Origin of the sequence: Pseudomonas sp. NPDC086581, from assembly GCF_044746165.1 — a bacterium.
Classification (GTDB): domain Bacteria; phylum Pseudomonadota; class Gammaproteobacteria; order Pseudomonadales; family Pseudomonadaceae; genus Pseudomonas.
Genome location: NZ_JBIVBR010000012.1, coordinates 115,040 through 130,517, shown reverse-complemented (window position 1 = coordinate 130,517; position 15,478 = coordinate 115,040). Strand labels below are relative to the sequence as shown.

Annotated in this window: 13 protein-coding genes; 7 read left to right on the top strand and 6 right to left on the bottom strand. The window is 66.9% G+C overall.

What is annotated here, in order from left to right; translation table 11 throughout:
• Window positions 1–62 precede the first annotated feature (62 nt).
• Window positions 63–824, bottom strand: a complete 762-nt coding sequence (locus ACIPK7_RS23315) for a DUF599 domain-containing protein (protein WP_192434587.1) — start codon at window positions 822–824, stop codon at window positions 63–65.
• A gap of 264 nt (window positions 825–1,088) precedes the next feature.
• On the opposite strand from ACIPK7_RS23315, the gene ACIPK7_RS23310 reads away from it, so the two are divergent.
• Both ACIPK7_RS23310 and ACIPK7_RS23305 read left to right on the top strand, forming a co-directional pair.
• Window positions 1,089–2,669 carry a bifunctional 3-(3-hydroxy-phenyl)propionate/3-hydroxycinnamic acid hydroxylase gene (locus ACIPK7_RS23310; RefSeq protein WP_192434585.1) on the top strand — a complete coding sequence of 527 codons (1,581 nt, stop codon included), beginning with the start codon at window positions 1,089–1,091 and terminating at the stop codon, window positions 2,667–2,669.
• A gap of 64 nt (window positions 2,670–2,733) precedes the next feature.
• Window positions 2,734–3,381 (top strand): TetR/AcrR family transcriptional regulator, encoded by a 648-nt coding sequence (locus tag ACIPK7_RS23305; protein ID WP_192434583.1) that lies wholly within the window; start codon window positions 2,734–2,736, stop codon window positions 3,379–3,381.
• A 7-nt stretch (window positions 3,382–3,388) separates the two neighbouring features.
• Here the strand turns inward: ACIPK7_RS23305 and ACIPK7_RS23300 are convergent, their stop codons facing one another.
• From ACIPK7_RS23300 to ACIPK7_RS23280, 5 genes are read right to left on the bottom strand one after another with little or no spacing between them, the layout of a single operon-like run.
• Entirely contained in the window at window positions 3,389–4,618 is a 1,230-nt protein-coding gene (locus ACIPK7_RS23300; RefSeq protein ID WP_401090469.1) for an NADH:flavin oxidoreductase/NADH oxidase family protein, read from the bottom strand.
• A 29-nt stretch (window positions 4,619–4,647) separates the two neighbouring features.
• Window positions 4,648–5,721, bottom strand: a complete 1,074-nt coding sequence (locus ACIPK7_RS23295; RefSeq protein WP_401090467.1) for an amidohydrolase family protein — start codon at window positions 5,719–5,721, stop codon at window positions 4,648–4,650.
• 28 nt (window positions 5,722–5,749) lie between these two features.
• On the bottom strand, window positions 5,750–6,130 hold the full coding sequence (locus ACIPK7_RS23290; protein WP_192295144.1) for a hypothetical protein: 381 nt from the start codon (window positions 6,128–6,130) through the stop codon (window positions 5,750–5,752).
• Window positions 6,131–6,132: 2 nt separating this feature from the next.
• Entirely contained in the window at window positions 6,133–7,779 is a 1,647-nt protein-coding gene (locus ACIPK7_RS23285) for an FAD-dependent monooxygenase (protein ID WP_401090465.1), read from the bottom strand.
• Complete coding sequence (locus ACIPK7_RS23280; RefSeq protein ID WP_401090463.1) at window positions 7,776–9,401, bottom strand: bifunctional 3-(3-hydroxy-phenyl)propionate/3-hydroxycinnamic acid hydroxylase; 1,626 nt, start codon at window positions 9,399–9,401, stop codon at window positions 7,776–7,778. Before ACIPK7_RS23280 ends, ACIPK7_RS23285 begins: the two co-directional genes overlap by 4 nt.
• A 263-nt stretch (window positions 9,402–9,664) precedes the next feature.
• Here ACIPK7_RS23280 and ACIPK7_RS23275 point away from each other — a divergent pair, with 263 nt between their 5' ends.
• The 5 genes from ACIPK7_RS23275 to ACIPK7_RS23255 all read left to right on the top strand — a co-directional run bounded on the left by ACIPK7_RS23275 (window position 9,665) and on the right by ACIPK7_RS23255 (window position 15,469).
• Window positions 9,665–10,279 (top strand): TetR/AcrR family transcriptional regulator, encoded by a 615-nt coding sequence (locus tag ACIPK7_RS23275; protein ID WP_401090461.1) that lies wholly within the window; start codon window positions 9,665–9,667, stop codon window positions 10,277–10,279.
• Between the two features lie 79 nt (window positions 10,280–10,358).
• Window positions 10,359–11,462: a VOC family protein gene (locus ACIPK7_RS23270; RefSeq protein ID WP_401090459.1), complete on the top strand. Its 1,104-nt coding sequence runs from the start codon at window positions 10,359–10,361 to the stop codon at window positions 11,460–11,462.
• A gap of 76 nt (window positions 11,463–11,538) precedes the next feature.
• Window positions 11,539–12,492 (top strand): fumarylacetoacetate hydrolase family protein, encoded by a 954-nt coding sequence (locus ACIPK7_RS23265; RefSeq protein WP_401090457.1) that lies wholly within the window; start codon window positions 11,539–11,541, stop codon window positions 12,490–12,492.
• Window positions 12,492–14,393 (top strand): acyl-CoA synthetase, encoded by a 1,902-nt coding sequence (locus ACIPK7_RS23260; RefSeq protein WP_401090455.1) that lies wholly within the window; start codon window positions 12,492–12,494, stop codon window positions 14,391–14,393. The genes ACIPK7_RS23265 and ACIPK7_RS23260 overlap by 1 nt, the downstream gene beginning before the upstream one ends.
• A 59-nt stretch (window positions 14,394–14,452) precedes the next feature.
• Window positions 14,453–15,469 (top strand): MBL fold metallo-hydrolase, encoded by a 1,017-nt coding sequence (locus ACIPK7_RS23255; RefSeq protein ID WP_401090453.1) that lies wholly within the window; start codon window positions 14,453–14,455, stop codon window positions 15,467–15,469.
• Window positions 15,470–15,478 lie beyond the last annotated feature (9 nt).

The following is a 15,478-nucleotide window of genomic DNA, read 5'->3' as shown; positions in this document are numbered from 1 at the left end:
GCCTCTACCGCACAGAACAAGGCCCGCATATTGCGGGCCTTGTCGTTTCTGTCGTTTGCCGGTCAACCGCTGGGGGGAATGTCGTTGTCCCGCGGCGCGTCGCCCTGCAGCGTCGGCGTATAGACCATCACGTGGAGCACGCTGGAGTGGAATTCGCGCTGGTACAGCACGCCCACCACCCCAGCCGTCACCAGCATGAATATCCACGGGTTGATGAACCAGGCGAGCATGGCCAGGGCGAAATAATAGGTCCGCAGGCCCTGGTTGAACTGGTGCGCCGCTAGCGACACCACGCGCGCTGCGCGCTCGGCAAAGGACTTGCGCTCCAGCTCGCCGACGTTGCGTTCACCCACCATGGGCGCGGAGCCGATCAGCACCGCCGCGAAGTTGTATTGGCGCATGCACCAACTGAAGGTGAAGAAGGCATAGACGAAGACCACCGCCAGGCACAGCAGCTTGAGCTCCGACAGCCCACGGGTCGGCGCCGTGACGAAAGGCAGGTCGGCCAGCACGGAGATCGTGCGCTCGGCGGAGCCCAGCAGGGTGAGGATGCCGGCCAGGATGATCAGGGTGCTGGATGCGAAGAACGAGGCGTTGCGCTCCAGGTTGCCGATCACGCTGGCGTCCGCCACGCGGTTGTCACGCAGCAATACGCGGCGCATCCAGTCCTGGCGGTAGAGGTGCAGCACGCTGGCCAGGCACGCGGTGTCGCGGGCCTTGGTCTTGGCGTAGCGGGTGTAGCCAATCCAGCAGAAGAGGAACCAGAGCATGGCAATCAGGTTCCAGAAATACTGGATGTCGAACAGGTCGACGACGTCGGTCATGGATTTCCTTGCGATTCGAGACGGGATGAAGTCAGTACGCAGCCGATAGACGCCAGATCCTACCCTCAAGACACGATTTCCGCTTCCCAGGGCAACGCCCTCCTCCGCTGCGCCCCGCCATCGACATTGCCTGCCCAGGGACCCGATCAGATCGGAAGAATTTCTGAATAAAAAGCCAATATTGACGTACCCGTCATTTTTGTTAGATTCCGCCTCACCCGGATCAGCAAGAATCCGGGCCCACTTCTGGCTGCGGATCTCCCAATGCATAACAACAATGAGCTCCTCCCCGAATCGGTCGACGTTCTGGTGATCGGCAATGGTCCGGTCGGCGCGACGCTGGCTGCTTTGCTCGGCCGCTATGGCGTAGACGCCTTGGTGATCGACAAGGACCACGACATCCTTCCCATGCCGCGCGCCATCGCCCTGGACAACGAAGCGCTGCGTATCCTCCAGCTCGCCGGGCTGGAGGAAGACGCGTTCGAAACCGTGGTCATCCCCCAGGTGAAGATGCACTGCCCCATTGTCGGCCAGTTCGGCCAGGCCAACACCAGCGGCCGCATCGATGGCCATCACAAGCTGGTGACCTTCTATCAACCGGACCTGGAGCAGGCGATGCGGCGGCAGGCGCAGCACTACGGGAACCTGCGCTGTCGGGGAGGCCTGGAGCTGCAGGAGTTCGCCCAGGACGGCACCGGTGTCAGCGCCACTCTGGTCGACGAAGCCGGCGTGCAGCATCACGTACGTTGCCGCTATCTGGTCGGCGCGGACGGTGCTAGTTCGAGGGTGCGCGGGCTGATCGGCCAGGAGTTCAACGGCCAGAGCTATTCCGAGGACTGGCTGATCGTCGACGCCGGAGCGCGTCAGGGAAAGGCCATCGACCACGTCGAGTTCCTCTGCGACCATCGCCGCCCGACACCACACATGCCCGCCCCCGGCGGCCGCGAGCGCTGGGAATTCATGCTGCGACCCGGTGAAACCCGCGACGAGATGGAAGACCAGGAGCGCATCCGCGCCCTGCTGGCGCCCTGGATCGCGCCGCAGCAACTGAACATCGAGCGCAAGGCGGTCTACCGCTTCCACGCCCGCTGCTGCGAGCGCTTCCAGCAGGGCCGGGTATTCCTCGTCGGCGACGCCGCGCACATCACTCCGCCCTTCGTCGGACAAGGCCTGGTGGCCGGTTTGCGCGACGTGGCCAACCTCGCTTGGAAGCTCTCCTGGGTACTACAGGAACGCGCGACGCCGCGAATACTCGACAGCTACGACCAGGAGCGCCAGCCCCACGCACGGGAGATGATCGACCTGGCCAAGCTCATGGGCCGCCTGGTGATGCCCGGCAACGCCCTGGCGGCTGCGCTGATCCATGGTCTGATGAAGACGCTGCGACTGATCCCGGCGGCGCGGCGGCATTTCGAGGAGCTGGACATCAAGCCCAAGCACCGTTTCCGCCGCGGCCTGTTCGTGCGCAGCCCGCGGCGTGCCCGGCTGGTCAGCGGCGGGCTGTTCCCCCAGGCCTGGGTGCGCAGCGCCGGGCGCATCTGTCTGAGCGACCAGTTACTGGGCGACCGCCTGCAACTGGTCGGCCTGGGCACCGACCCGCGCCACTGGCTCGACACTGCGCAACAGCAGCAATGGCTGGAGCTGGGCGGCAGCTTCCTGCAGATCGGCCATGCCCGCGACGACAGCCGCGCGGACCTCGCCGAAACCCTCGACGGCTCATTGCTCGCGCCCTGGCCCGACCCGGCGTTGGCCGTGGTGCGCCCGGACCGCATCATCATGCACCAGGGCCGACCCGAGCAGGCCGCCGACCTGCTGCGCCACTGCCAGGCACTACTGCGGGCATGAGCGGGTACCGGTCGGCCCTGGGCATCCCGTATCATCGTCGCAGCCCCGCAGACGAATGACCGCCATGACCGACCGCCAGCCAAGCGAAGAAGAAAGCGAACCGCTCACCCGCGGCCACAAGAAGCGCGCCCGCACCCGCCAGGGCCTGCTCGATGCGGCGCTGCGGGTGTTCGCCCGGCAGGACATCGCGGCCACGGTGTTCCAGGACCTGGCCGCCGAGGCGCAGGTGTCCACCGGCACCATCTACAACTACTTCAAGACGCGGGAGGAGCTGGCCGAAGCCGTGGGTATCTCGCTGGCCAGCGACTTCTCCGAGACCATCACCCAGCTCAGCGCCGGCATTTCCAGCGGCGCCCGGCGACTGGCCATCGGCGTGCGCATGTTCGTCCTGCACGCACAGTCCGACTCGCAATGGGCCAGTGCACTGTTGCGGGTGATCCATTACGACCAGGCCATGCATTCGACGCTGGCCGGGCATGTCCGCGACGACCTGCGCGCCGGCCTGGTCGAAGGCGTCTTCAACTACGCCAACGAAGACCTCGCCCTGGACCTGGTGATCGCCGGCGTCACCGGCGCCATCCGCGCCAGCCTCGAAGGCCGGGCGCCGCAAGGCCAGGACATCCTGCTCGCCGAGATGCTCCTGCGCGCGCTGGGCGCTACACCCGCGAAGGCCGCGAAGATAGCCGCCCTGGCCTTGCCCCAGGGCGGCTGAAAGCGCTTCAGGCCTGCGCGACCCAGCGCCGGTAGCGGCGCGAGAGCTTGCGCAACTTCAGCTGGTTGCCGATCAGCGCCAGCAGCGGGGACGTACGCGGGTTGGTCGGGCGTCCCTGGCTGAGCAGCGTCAGTTGCTTCTTCACCACCGACTGGGTCGCCACGGCGGCGAAGGCCTTGTTCTTCCACGCCACGACTATCGGTTCGACCTGTGCGCCCTCGCCGGCCTGCCAGCGCCGTGGCAGCGTGGGATCGACTGCCAGGGCCGTGGCCATCCCCACCATCGCCACCGGGCCCTGCAGGGCGCGTTCGGCGACCTCGCGCCGGCGAATGCCACCGGTGACCATCAGCGGCATGCGTGCCGTCGCGGCGATACGCTCGGCGAACTCGAGGAAGTAGGCCTCCCGCGCCAGTGTGCTGCCGTCGCGAGTCTGCCCCTGCATCGCCGGGCTTTCGTAGCTGCCGCCGGACAGCTCGACCAGGTCCACGCCGCGCTCGTTGAGCAGACGCACCACGGCCTCGGCGTCCCGCGCCTCGAAACCGCCGCGCTGGAAATCGGCGGAGTTGAGCTTCACCGCCACGCAGAATTCCGGAGCCACCCGCTCGCGGATCGCCTCCACCGTGCGCAACAGGATACGCGCGCGGTTCTCCAGGCTACCGCCCCAGTCGTCCTTGCGCTGATTGCTCAGCGGAGAGAGGAACTGGCTGAACAGGTAGCCATGCGCGGCATGTACCTGCACGCCAGTGAACCCGGCGCTCTCAGCCAGCAGAGCGGTGTTCAGGTAGCGCTGGATCAGCCCGTCGATTTCCGCGCCGGACAAGGCACGCGGCTGCGCGAAGACGCCCTTCAAACCGGGAATGTCCACGGCGATAGCCGATGGCCCGAGGGCTTGCTGGCCAAGGTCGGCCATCAGTTGGCGGCCAGGATGGTTGACCTGCATCCAGACCTGCGCGCCCTGGCTGCGACAGACCTCGGCCCAGCGCCTGAAGCGCGGCAGCAGACGGTCGTCCTCCAGCACCACGCCGGCCGGGCCGGTCAACGCGCGGCGGTCGACCATCACGTTGCCGGTGATGATCAGCCCGGCCCCGCCTTCGGCCCACCGCTGGTAAAGGCGCAGCAGCGTTTCGCCAGGCGCGTGGTCGGCATCGGCGAGGTTTTCTTCCATCGCCGCCTTGGCGATGCGGTTGCGGATCACCTGCCCGTTGGGCAGGCGCAAGGGTTCGAACAGGGTGCTCATGGATTCGCGTCTCCGGGAATGGTCCTGGCTCAGCGGCTGCGTACGCGCTCGACGTAGGCGCCCAGCGGACGGGTAAGGCTGCGCTTCAGCCGGCTGGCGAACGACTCGCCACTATGGATCGGCGCGGCCACCACCTGCTCGTGGGCATCGCGATACTGCGGGAACAGGCTCAGCGCGTGCCCACGATTGATCCCATAGCGCTGTGCATCGGTCCACAAGGTGTTCTGCTCCAGAGTCTGGCAGGTCAGGGTGGTGACCGGCGCCGGCGCGAAGGGGAAGTCGCTGCCGAAGAGGATCTGCGAGGGCTCCACCAACTCCTTGAGCGCCGCCATGGAGTAGCGCGAAGGCGACAGCGCCGTGTCGAAGTAGAAACGGTTGAGGTAGGTCATCACTCCCTGCGGGGCCTTGTCCTGGAACTGCGGCAAGGCGTTGGCCAGGGACACGCGCCAGGCCACGTAGGGCAGGAAGCCTCCGCCGTGGGCGAGAATCCAGCGGATGCGCGGGTACTTCTCCAGGGTGCCGGTGAGGATCAGGTTCACTGCCGCACGGGTGGTGTCGCAGAGGAATTCGACCAGGAAGCCCGGCGCGGCGATGCCGAGTTTCTCGCTGCTTTCGTGCATGTTCGGGTGGACGAAGACGATGGCGGCGCGGCGGTTCAGCTCGGCCATCAGCTCGTCGAAACGCTCGTCGCCAAGGAACACCCCGTCGGTGCTGCCCAGCAGCACCACGCCCTCGGCCTTCAGCTCGTCCAGCGCGCGGATCGCTTCGCGGCAGGCAGCCTCGGTGAAGGGCGTGGGCAGCACGGCGAAGTTGCCGAAGCGCCCCGGATAATCGCCCCGCATCTGCGCGGCGAAGTCGTTGCAGCGCATCGCCAGCTCGCGGGCCTGCCCTACTCCCCCGCCGAAATGCACGCCCGGCGCCGACAGAGAGGTGATGGCGGTCTGGATGCCGTTGAGGTCCATCACCTCGATGGACTTCTGCGGCGACCATTTCGGCAGCGGCGCGCCGGCGACCATGTCCAGGCCTTTTTTCGCCATGACCTCGACGAAGGCCGGCGGGATGATGTGATGGTGCACGTCGACTCGACCTTGTTGGATCGTCATTCTTGTTGTCCTTGTGATCCGTGAGGGGCTAGGCAGCCCGGGCGATCTTCATGGCTTCGTTGAACCACAGGGCCACCGCGAAGCGTCCCTGCAGCTGGCACTGTCCGCCTTCGACGGCGCGCAGCATGTCGGTTTCGTCGCGGCTGAGCATCACCCGCAGCGCATCTGCGCTGCGTTGCCAGTGCTGGATGAAGTCTGGCCGGCGGTGCTCGCCACGGTGCAGGCTGAGCACGCCGCCGCGCAGCTGGTAATAGCCGCCGACACCATCGCCGGTGCGGATCTGCAGCACGAAGGAGTCCTCGTGAAGCAGTTCGCGCAGGCGCGCCGAGCGGCGTTCCGCCCGGCGCAGCAGCGGGATGGACGCCAGCAGGAGCAGGCGCAGTTTCAGCGAATCGATGAACAGGCTCATGGTCAGCGAACTCCGCGCAGACGGTTGAACAGCGAATAGCAATCGACCGGCAGGCTGTCGCCACGCCAGCACACATGCTGGTCGGGCCGCACCAGCACGAAGCGCCGCTCGTACAGGTTGGCCAGGTACTTCTCATGGATCGGCAGAACGCTCAGCGGCACGCGGCATTCCTCGGCGGCCTCCTGCAGCGGTGCGTAACTCTTAGTGTCCATATCGAAGGCCAGCAGGGTATAGCCGCCCAGGGCCAACTGGTCGAAGACCGCCGTGCCATCCTCGCGGAACGCGCTGGGCAGACGCGCACCGGCCCAGGTGGTGGGCGTGTAGCGAATCTCCTCGTAAGCCGGCTCGCTGGCGGTGTCCGTCTCGATGGCCGGCGAGCCGTGGTAGCGGTAGCCGATCTCCACGCCAAGCGACTCGTAGAGCCGCGAGACCTTGCGCTCGAACTCACGCCCGGCTGCCTCGCGCGCCGCATCGCCGCCCGCCCCCTGGGCGAGCAGCGCCTCGTCACGCCGCATCTGCGCCTCAAAGGTCGCCGCCGCACATTTCTTCACGTGGTCGCGGTTGCGCCGGGCAACGGGTAGGCGCTCCGCCTCGTAGCTCTCCAGCAGGCGCGGGCCGCCCCAGCCGGCCAGGCAGGCCGCCAGCTTCCAGGCCAGGTTATGCGCCTCGGCCACGCCGGTGTTCATCCCCAGGCCGCCAGTGGGCATGAACTGGTGGGTAGCGTCGCCGGCAATGAATGCCCGCTGCCGGCCGAACGAGCGAGCCACCAAGAACTGTGGACGCCAGGGACCGGACTGGACGATTTCATAGCGCAGCTTGCAGCCCAGAGCGGCGTCCACCACGCTCTCCAGCGACTCGCCGGGGCGCGGCGCGAAGGGCCGGTGCAGCACGTAGTCGTTGCGGCTGGCGTCGGGCGAGACCAGCAGGCCGGCGAATCCCGGCCGTGTCAGCCAGGTGTGCCAATAGGGCTGGTTGTTCGGGAACAGCCCGGCGATCTCGTCGGAGCGCAGGTGGATGATGAACAGCTCGCCGACCAGGTCGCGGGTGCCGTCGTAATCGATATTGAGGAAATTGCGCACGCGGCTGTTGGGACCGTCGCAGCCGACCAGGTATTGGGCGAAGAACTGCTGCGCTTCGCCGCTATCCACTTCGTGGGCCATCGCCACCACGCCGGTGGAGCTCTGTTCGAAGCCATACAGGCGCCAGCCCATGCGCAACTCGATGTTCGGGTCGGCCTCCACTTCGGCCATCAACACCGGTTCCAGATGCATCTGCGCGATGCGCTGCATCGACTCCAGGGGCAGGCTGCCGTCGCGGCAGGCACGGATGGCCTGCGCGGCCTGGTTGACCGGCTGGTAGATCAGGTGGCGGTCGGACATCACGCTGTAGAACGGCCCGCTGGCACTTGCCGCCATTGCCGAGTACTGGTTGGCATCGGTCGGGTTGCCGGCGGTACGGATGCGCTCGGCCAGGCCCAGCTGGCGGAAGATTTCCATCGAGCGGCAGTTCACTACGTCCAGCTTGGGGTGCGTGGTGGTCTGCCGACGGTCGTTGAGCAGCACCGAGCGAATGCCCAGGCGGCTGAGGTTCAGCGCCAGGGTTAGGCCTACCGGGCCGGCGCCGCTGATGAGAACGGGGGTGTCGATCATGCCGCCACTCCTTGGGGTTGATGGCTCTGGCTTACCAGCGACAGGCCGGCGAGGAAGCGCTCGGCGACGCGGCCCAGCTGGTCAGCGCGGCCAGCGTCGAAGACGTAGCGATCAGGACGGATCAGCACGAAGTCCATGTCGGCTTCGTCGAACCAGTCCTGCAGCGCGCCGGTGGGGTCGCCCAGCACCGGGCCGGCCGGATCTTCGGCGAACTCCAGCACGCGCAGGTCCACCTGTTGCGCCAGTCGCTCCAATTGCGCGCGCTGGCTATCGAGGCAACCGCGCCGGGCGAGCAAGGCAAAGCCGTGGCCCAAGGCTTCGTCGAGCAGCACGCGCTCGCTCTCCTCCTCGCGCAGCACTTTCGGCTGCAGGGCCAGGTGACCGGACAGCCGGTGCCCCCAGCCGCAGAAACCGGCAGCCAACGGTTTCTTGCGGTTGGCCTTGTCGGCGAACGCCTTGTTGGCGAAAGGCAGCATCCCGGCGATACGGAACAGCAGCCAGTCGCGCAGGAAGGCCACGCCGCGGTGGCGAGTCTGGATAACGTTGCCGAGGAACATCGCGCCATTGATGATTTCGCGCACATGGGCCGAGCGTTCGGCCTCATAGTCGTCGAACAGTTTCTCCCGCGCGGCGCCGCGCAGCACCATGTCCAGCCGCCAGCACAGGCTGTTGGCATCGCGCACGCCCGAGCACATGCCCTGGCCGAGGAACGGCGGCATCTGGTGCGCCGAGTCGCCAGCGAGAATGATCCGGCCATTGCGCCAGTCATTGGCCCACAGGCCATGGAACTTGTAGTAGGCGATGCGGGTGATCTCGATCTTGTCGAGGTCGACGAAGTCGCGCAGTTGCTGGCGCACCAGGTAGGGATCGGTGGCCTCGCGCTCGGACTTGCCGCCGGTGACCATGCACTGCCATTCGTAGTACGGGCCGGCCATCGGCACGTAAGTCACTGGCTGCGCCGGGTTGCACACCTGCGAGTGGTTGGCCGGCAGCAGCGCATCCTTCTCACCGGAGCGGGTCTTGGTATCGACCACCACCCAGGCCTCGTCGAAATCCGCTGACTCCAGGCGCAGCCCAGCCTCGCGGCGGACGAAACTCTTGCCGCCATCACAGCCGATCAGGTAGCGCCCCTGGAACACCCGTTCGCTGCCGTCCCGCTGCACGGCGGTGGCGCGCACGCCTTCGGCATCCTGCTCGACGCCGGTGACACGGCAGCCGTACACCGGGGTGATATTGGGGTAGCGCTTGAGGCCGTCGTGGAAATGCCGCTCCAGGGTCGGCTGATGGAACCACCAGGCGCCAGGATGGCCGTAGCGCCGGTCCTGGCTGCCGATGCGCGAGCGGGTCACCGGCTTGCGTCCGGGACGCAGAATGATCTCCATGTCGGTGAAGGATTCGCTGGTGCGGCCGATGTCGTCGGCCAGGCCGGCGAACTGGAAGATGCGCATGATCTCGTCGTCGAAATGCACGGCACGCGGGGCATAGTAAAGGTCCTCGTCGCGCTCCAGGCCGACCACCGACCAGCCATAGCGGCCCAGCAGGTTGGCCAGCACCGCCCCGGTGGGGCCGAGTCCGACGATGATCACGTCACAAGTTGTCGTTGTTGTTGTGGACTGTTGCATTGCTTGCTCCAGGGGAAGACATCGCCGAAATATTTTGAACACCAGTGTTCAATTCAGTCAACTGGAGATCAATTTTGCTTCGATTTTCCTAGCCAAAGCCGCCAGCCAGAGCCTTTCCGAAGAACCGTCCAAGGGCCGGGAGGGCACGAAAGACGGGAGAAGCCGGGAAGAAATTTGAGAAAATAACGATCAATAGACCCTGTTGACTTATTTTGAACGCACGTGTTCAATCGCTTCAAGCTTGACCTTGGAGCCATTTCTTCATGGAAACCCTCAACCCCGTACAACGCCGTATCCACCAGGCCGCCCTGCGCCTGTTCGCCGAGAAGGGCGCCAGCCAGGTGAATATCAGCGACCTGGCGCAGGAGGCCGGTGTGGCCCGGGGCACCATCTACAACAACCTGCAGTCCATCGACGACCTCTTCCAGCATGTGGCCAGCCACCTGTCGGCGGAGATGCACCAGCGCGTGGTGAAGAGCTTCGGCGAGACGTCGGACCCGGCCCTGCGCCTGGCCAACGGCATCCGCTTCTTCATACGCCGGGCCCACGAGGAACCGCACTGGGGCGCCTTCATCAGCCGCTTCTCGATGAGCGAGGAATCGCTGCGCGGCATGTGGTTCGGTCCGCCCACCGCCGACCTGCTCAGCGGGCTCGCCGGCGGTCGCTACAGCTTCCGCCAGGAGCAGCTGCCGTCGGTGATCTCGATGATTGCCGGCTCGGTGCTCAGTTCGATCTTCCTGGTCCTGGAGGGCCACCGCACCTGGCGCCAGGCCGGCAGCGACGCCGCGGAATTGACCCTGCGCGCGCTCGGCGTGGCACCGGAAGAAGCGCGCAGCCTGTCCACCGGTGAGTTGCCACCGCTGCCACCCGCGGACTGATCCAACCGAACCTGCCAACGCTCCTATTCAGGGGCGATGGCGAAGCCTTGCCTGGCGAAAGCCACGGAGAACAACAAACATGAGCCGTCAGCCCATTTCCACCCGCCAGCCCACTGCCCTGGCAACGCCGCAGCCGGCCCGCCACCCGCGGCCGACGGTCAAGGCCCGCGCACTGACGCACCTGATCTTCGAGCGCCCGGACCTGGAACAGGCTGAGCGCTTTCTCGGCGACTTCGGCCTGAACCTGGCGCGCCGCGATGCCGACTGCCTGTACCTGCGCGGCACCGGCCCGGCGCCCTACTGCTATCGGGTACAACGGGCGGAACAGGCGCGCTTTGTCGGCTTCGGCCTGGCGGTGGAGACACGCGAGGACCTGCAACGGCTGGCACGCCTGCCGGGCGCCTCGCCGATCCAGAAGCTCAATACTCCCGGCGGCGGCGAATTCATCAGCCTGCGCGACCCTTCCGGCTTCGTCGTCGAGGCGCTCCACGGCCAGCAGCCGGCCAGCAAACTGGCGCACCGCCCGGCCCTGCCGCTGAACCAGGTCGACGACGCACCGCGGATCAACGCCACCCAGCGCCCACCCTTGGCCCCGCCGGATATCATCAAGCTCGGCCACCTGGTGCTCGAAGTGGCCGACTACCAGGCCACCTGCGCCTGGTACACCGAGCATTTCGGTCTCATTCCCAGCGACGTGCAGGTGCTGCCCGATGGTTCCCCGGCAGTGGCCTTCCTGCGCCTTGACCTGGGCGACACGCCCGCCGACCACCACACCCTCGCACTCGCCCAGGGCTTCATGGCCGCCTACAGCCACAGCGCCTATGAAGTGGTGGATGCCGACGCCGTCGGCATGGGCCAGCGGGTGCTGCGCGAGCGCGGCTGGAAGCATGCCTGGGGCATGGGCCGACACATCCTCGGCAGCCAGATTTTCGACTACTGGCAGGACCCCTGGGGCGACAAGCACGAGCACTACTGCGACGGCGACCTGTTCACCGCCGAGCGCCCCACCGGCGTGCACGGCGTCAGCCCCGAGGCCATGTCGCAATGGGGCCAGCGCATGCCCAAAAGCTTCACCAAGCCGGCAATGAACCTGCAGAAGCTGCGCATCCTGCTGCACAACCTGCGGCACAGCCCGGACCTGACGCTGCGCAAGCTGATCACGCTGGCGCGGATGTTCGGCTAGGCCCGCAGCACCACAGAAAGCACAACAAAAATTGCCGCCCCCAAGGCGGCCCACAGCAGCACCAGGAGTCGCTCCCATGCCCGTGCACCTTGTCCGCTTCGAACACCAGAACGAAACCTGCTGGGGCGTGCTGCGCCAGGGCCGCATCAGCCCCCTGCCCGGCCGCTACGCCAGCACCGGCGAGCTGATCCGTCAGGTGCAGGCCGAGGAATTGAGTGAGCTGCGAGGTGATGAACTGGCACTGGACTCGGTGAAGCTGCTCTCGCCCATCACCCGCGACCAGCAGTTCGTCTGCCAGGGCGCCAACTACCGCCAACACATGATCGAGTCGGGCATGGACCCGGACGCCAAGCACTTCAACATGATCTTCACCAAGGCGCAGAGCTGCATCGTCGCCGCCGACAGCGACCTGATCAAACCGCGCCAGGTGCGCTTCCTCGACTACGAGATCGAGCTGGGCCTGGTGCTGCGCCGCGACATCACCGGCAAGGTCGCGGTGAGCGACGCCAACCTGCACGAGTTCATCGCCGGCGTGGTGATCGTCAACGACTACTCGGCGCGGGATATCCAGATTCCGCAGATGCAGTTCTACAAGGGGAAGAGCTTCCGCACCTTCGGCCCGGTCGGCCCGTACCTGTGCCTGCTGCAGAAGAACGACATGCGTTACCTGAAGGAGCTGCAGCTGCGCCTGACGGTCAACGGCGAAGTGCGCCAGAGCGACAGCACCGCCAACCTGGTACACGGCCCGGCAGAGACCCTGAGCGAGCTGTCCGGCGTGCAGGACTTCGCCGCCGGCGACCTGATCGCCACCGGTACGCCGGCCGGTTGTGCGCTGTCGGTGCCGTCGCCCGCCAAGCAGCGCATCGCCGCGCTGCTGCCCGAGCACATCAAGTGGAAGGCCTTCCTCAAGACCCAGGCGGGACGCGGCCAGTACCTCAAGGCCGGTGACCTGGTGGAAGCCAGCATCCGCAGCACCGACGGAGTGATAGACCTAGGCGTGCAGCGCAACCGCGTGGTGGAGCAAGCCTGATGGCCGTGCAGACCCTCGCCGACATCCAGGCACTGGAAAGCGTCCCGCTGGCCCGCCGCGAACTGCCCGCCAGCACCTATGAGGCGCTGCGGCGCTGCGCCGCGCAGCATGGCCAGGCGACGGCACTGAGCTTCTTTCTCGAAGCGAAGGACTTCCGCCGCACCCACGACTGGACCTATGCCGAGCTGTTCGCCGACATCACCCGCGCCGCCAACGCCTTCCACCGGCTCGGCATCGGGCCGAAGGACGTGGTTGCCTTCCTCCTGCCGAACCTGCCGGAGACCCATTTCGTGATCTGGGGCGGCGAGGCCGCGGGCATCGTCCTGGCGATCAACCCGCTGCTGGAGGCCGCGCAGATCGGCGACCTGTTGCGCGCCGCCAACGCGCGGCTGGTGGTGACCCTGGCGCCGACACCCGGCAGCGACCTGTGGCCCAAGCTAGCCAGCCAGCTCGACAGCCTGCCCGGCGTGCGCAATGTGCTGTGGGTGAGCATGGCGCCCTACGTCGGCAGCGTGGCGTCCCTGGCGCTGCGCTGGATGGCCCGGCGCGAACGCGCTCGCCACCCGCGCCTGCGCATCCACGACCTGCGCCGCCTGATGCGCCGCGAGAACGGCAAGCAGCTCAGCAGCGGCCGGTTGATCCGCGCGGAGGAGCCCTCTTCCTATTTCTGCACCGGCGGCACCACCGGTCTGCCGAAGATCGCCAAGCGCAGCCACGGCTCGGAAGTCTTCAACGCCTGGGCCATGGCAGCCAACCTGCAGCCGCGCCAGAGCGGCCAAGTGATCTTCTGCGGGCTGCCGCTGTTCCACGTCAACGGCCAGCTGGTCACCGGGCTTATGCCCTGGACCCACGGCGACCGGGTGATCATCGGCACGCCCCAGGGTTATCGCGGCGAGGGGGTGATTGCGTCCTTCTGGGCGATGGTCCAGCACTTTGGCATCAACTTCTTTTCCGGCGTGCCGACCGTCTATTCGGCGCTACTGCAGCAACCCACTGCCGGGCATGACCTGTCCAGCCTGCAGTACGCGCTGTGCGGCGCCGCGCCTATGCCGGTGGAGCTGTTCCGCGAGTTCGAGCGCGTGGTAGGCGTGCGCATCCTCGAAGGCTACGGCCTCACCGAAGGCGCCTGCGTCTCATCGAGCAACCCGCCCGCCGGCGAGCGCCCGATCGGCTCCATCGGCCTGCGCCTGGCCTACCAGGGCATGCGCGCGGTGATCCTCGATGACCACGGCGACTATCTGCGCGACGCCGAAGCCGACGAAGTCGGGGTGATCGCCATCCACGGCCCGAACGTGTTCCTCGGCTACCTCGACCACAGCCACAACAAGGGCCTGTGGATCGACATCGGCGGACAGCGCTGGCTGAACACTGGCGACCTCGGGCGACAGGACGCCCAGGGCTACTTCTGGCTCACCGGGCGCAAGAAGGAACTGATCATCCGCGGTGGCCACAACATCGACCCGAAGCAGATCGAGGAAGCCCTGCAGGCCCACCCGGCGGTTGCCCTGGTGGCCGCGGTGGGCAGCCCCGACCCGCATGCCGGCGAGATTCCCGTGGCGTACGTGCAACTCGCCGCCGGCCAGCGTGCCGACAGCGCCGCGCTGCTGGATTTCGCCAACCAGCGGATCAGCGAACGCGCCGCGGTGCCCAAGCGCATCGAGATTCTCGACGCCCTGCCGGTCACACCGGTGGGCAAGATCTTCAAGCCCGCGCTGCAGCAACGCGAGATCGCCCGGGTAATCCATCAGGAAGCAGACAACCAGGGCCTGGCCGGCATCGCCGTGGAAGTGGTGCAGGACGCCCGTCGCGGGCTGGTGGCGCAGGTGCGCGCCGGCACGGGGCGCGATGAACTGGCCCGCGCGCTGGGCCGCTACAGCTTCGCGGTGGACTGGCACGGCTGAGCCCGACCGCAGCACCGCCCCGCTCGCACCCGAAACAACAATAAAACGAAGGAAGTGCCATGCGACCCCGACTGCCCCGAGCCCTTGCCCTGCTGCTCGTCCTCGCCCTGCCCGGCTGCGAACGCATCCAGCACGCGGCCCTGGATACGATGGTCAAGGACCACACCGACCAGTCCCTGATCCAGGGCGGCAACGGCATCCGCGTCATCCTCTGCGGCACCGGCACGCCGCAGGTCAACGCCACCCGTGGCCAGGCCTGCACCCTGGTGGCTGCCGGCGGTCGACTGTTCCTCTTCGATGCCGGCGAGAATGCCATGCGCAACCTGGAGACCAACCACGTGCCGGTGCAGGCGCTGAACCAGGTGTTCATCACCCACTGGCATTCCGATCATTTCAATGGGCTCGGCGCGCTGATCAACCACAGCTGGATCTACGGCCGGCAGACGCCCTTTCTGGTTTACGGCCCGCCCGGCGTCGAGCAGGTCGTCGAGGGTCTGGCCATGGCCTACGCCCAGGACGCCGGCTACCGCAGCGCCCACGCCCTGCCGCCGACCAACCGGCAGCTGGCGTTCGCCGAGCCGCGCCGGGTGGATATCACCGAGGGGCAGGAGTCGGTGCGCGTCTATGACCAGGGCGGCGTGACCATCGACGCCTACCGTGTCGATCACCACCCGGTGGAACCCGCCTATGGCTATGTGCTGCGTTACCAGGGCAAGAAGCTGTTCATCAGCGGCGACACCCGCGTCAGCGAGCGCTACCTCGAAGCCATGCGCGATGCCGACCTGGTAGTACACGAGGCGATCAACGTCCATCTGTTACGCGAAGGCGCCGCCGCGCTGGAACGCACCGGGCAGCCAGATCGCGGCGCGCAGGCCGTGCGCGTGCTCGACTACCACGCCGACACCCTGGAGCTGGCGCGCATGGCGCAGCGCGCGGGCGTCCGCCACCTGCTGCTGACCCACCTGATCCCCGCCCCGGATAACTTCGTCGCGCGGCGAATATTCGTCAGCGGCATGGCCGATGAGTATTCGGGCGAGATCACGCTCGGGGAGGATGCCCTCGACCTGAACCTCTAGCGCCTCCAC

Coding starts and splice junctions, on each gene's coding strand:
- ACIPK7_RS23255 (WP_401090453.1), top strand. CDS start 14,453: ATGCGACCCCGACTGCCCCGAGCCCTTGCCCTGCTGCTCGTCCTCGCC.
- ACIPK7_RS23295 (WP_401090467.1), bottom strand. CDS start 5,721: ATGACGATCCAACAAGGTCGAGTCGACGTGCACCATCACATCATCCCG.
- ACIPK7_RS23310 (WP_192434585.1), top strand. CDS start 1,089: ATGCATAACAACAATGAGCTCCTCCCCGAATCGGTCGACGTTCTGGTG.
- ACIPK7_RS23270 (WP_401090459.1), top strand. CDS start 10,359: ATGAGCCGTCAGCCCATTTCCACCCGCCAGCCCACTGCCCTGGCAACG.
- ACIPK7_RS23290 (WP_192295144.1), bottom strand. CDS start 6,130: ATGAGCCTGTTCATCGATTCGCTGAAACTGCGCCTGCTCCTGCTGGCG.
- ACIPK7_RS23280 (WP_401090463.1), bottom strand. CDS start 9,401: ATGCAACAGTCCACAACAACAACGACAACTTGTGACGTGATCATCGTC.
- ACIPK7_RS23300 (WP_401090469.1), bottom strand. CDS start 4,618: ATGAGCACCCTGTTCGAACCCTTGCGCCTGCCCAACGGGCAGGTGATC.
- ACIPK7_RS23275 (WP_401090461.1), top strand. CDS start 9,665: ATGGAAACCCTCAACCCCGTACAACGCCGTATCCACCAGGCCGCCCTG.
- ACIPK7_RS23315 (WP_192434587.1), bottom strand. CDS start 824: ATGACCGACGTCGTCGACCTGTTCGACATCCAGTATTTCTGGAACCTG.
- ACIPK7_RS23305 (WP_192434583.1), top strand. CDS start 2,734: ATGACCGACCGCCAGCCAAGCGAAGAAGAAAGCGAACCGCTCACCCGC.
- ACIPK7_RS23285 (WP_401090465.1), bottom strand. CDS start 7,779: ATGATCGACACCCCCGTTCTCATCAGCGGCGCCGGCCCGGTAGGCCTA.
- ACIPK7_RS23265 (WP_401090457.1), top strand. CDS start 11,539: ATGCCCGTGCACCTTGTCCGCTTCGAACACCAGAACGAAACCTGCTGG.
- ACIPK7_RS23260 (WP_401090455.1), top strand. CDS start 12,492: ATGGCCGTGCAGACCCTCGCCGACATCCAGGCACTGGAAAGCGTCCCG.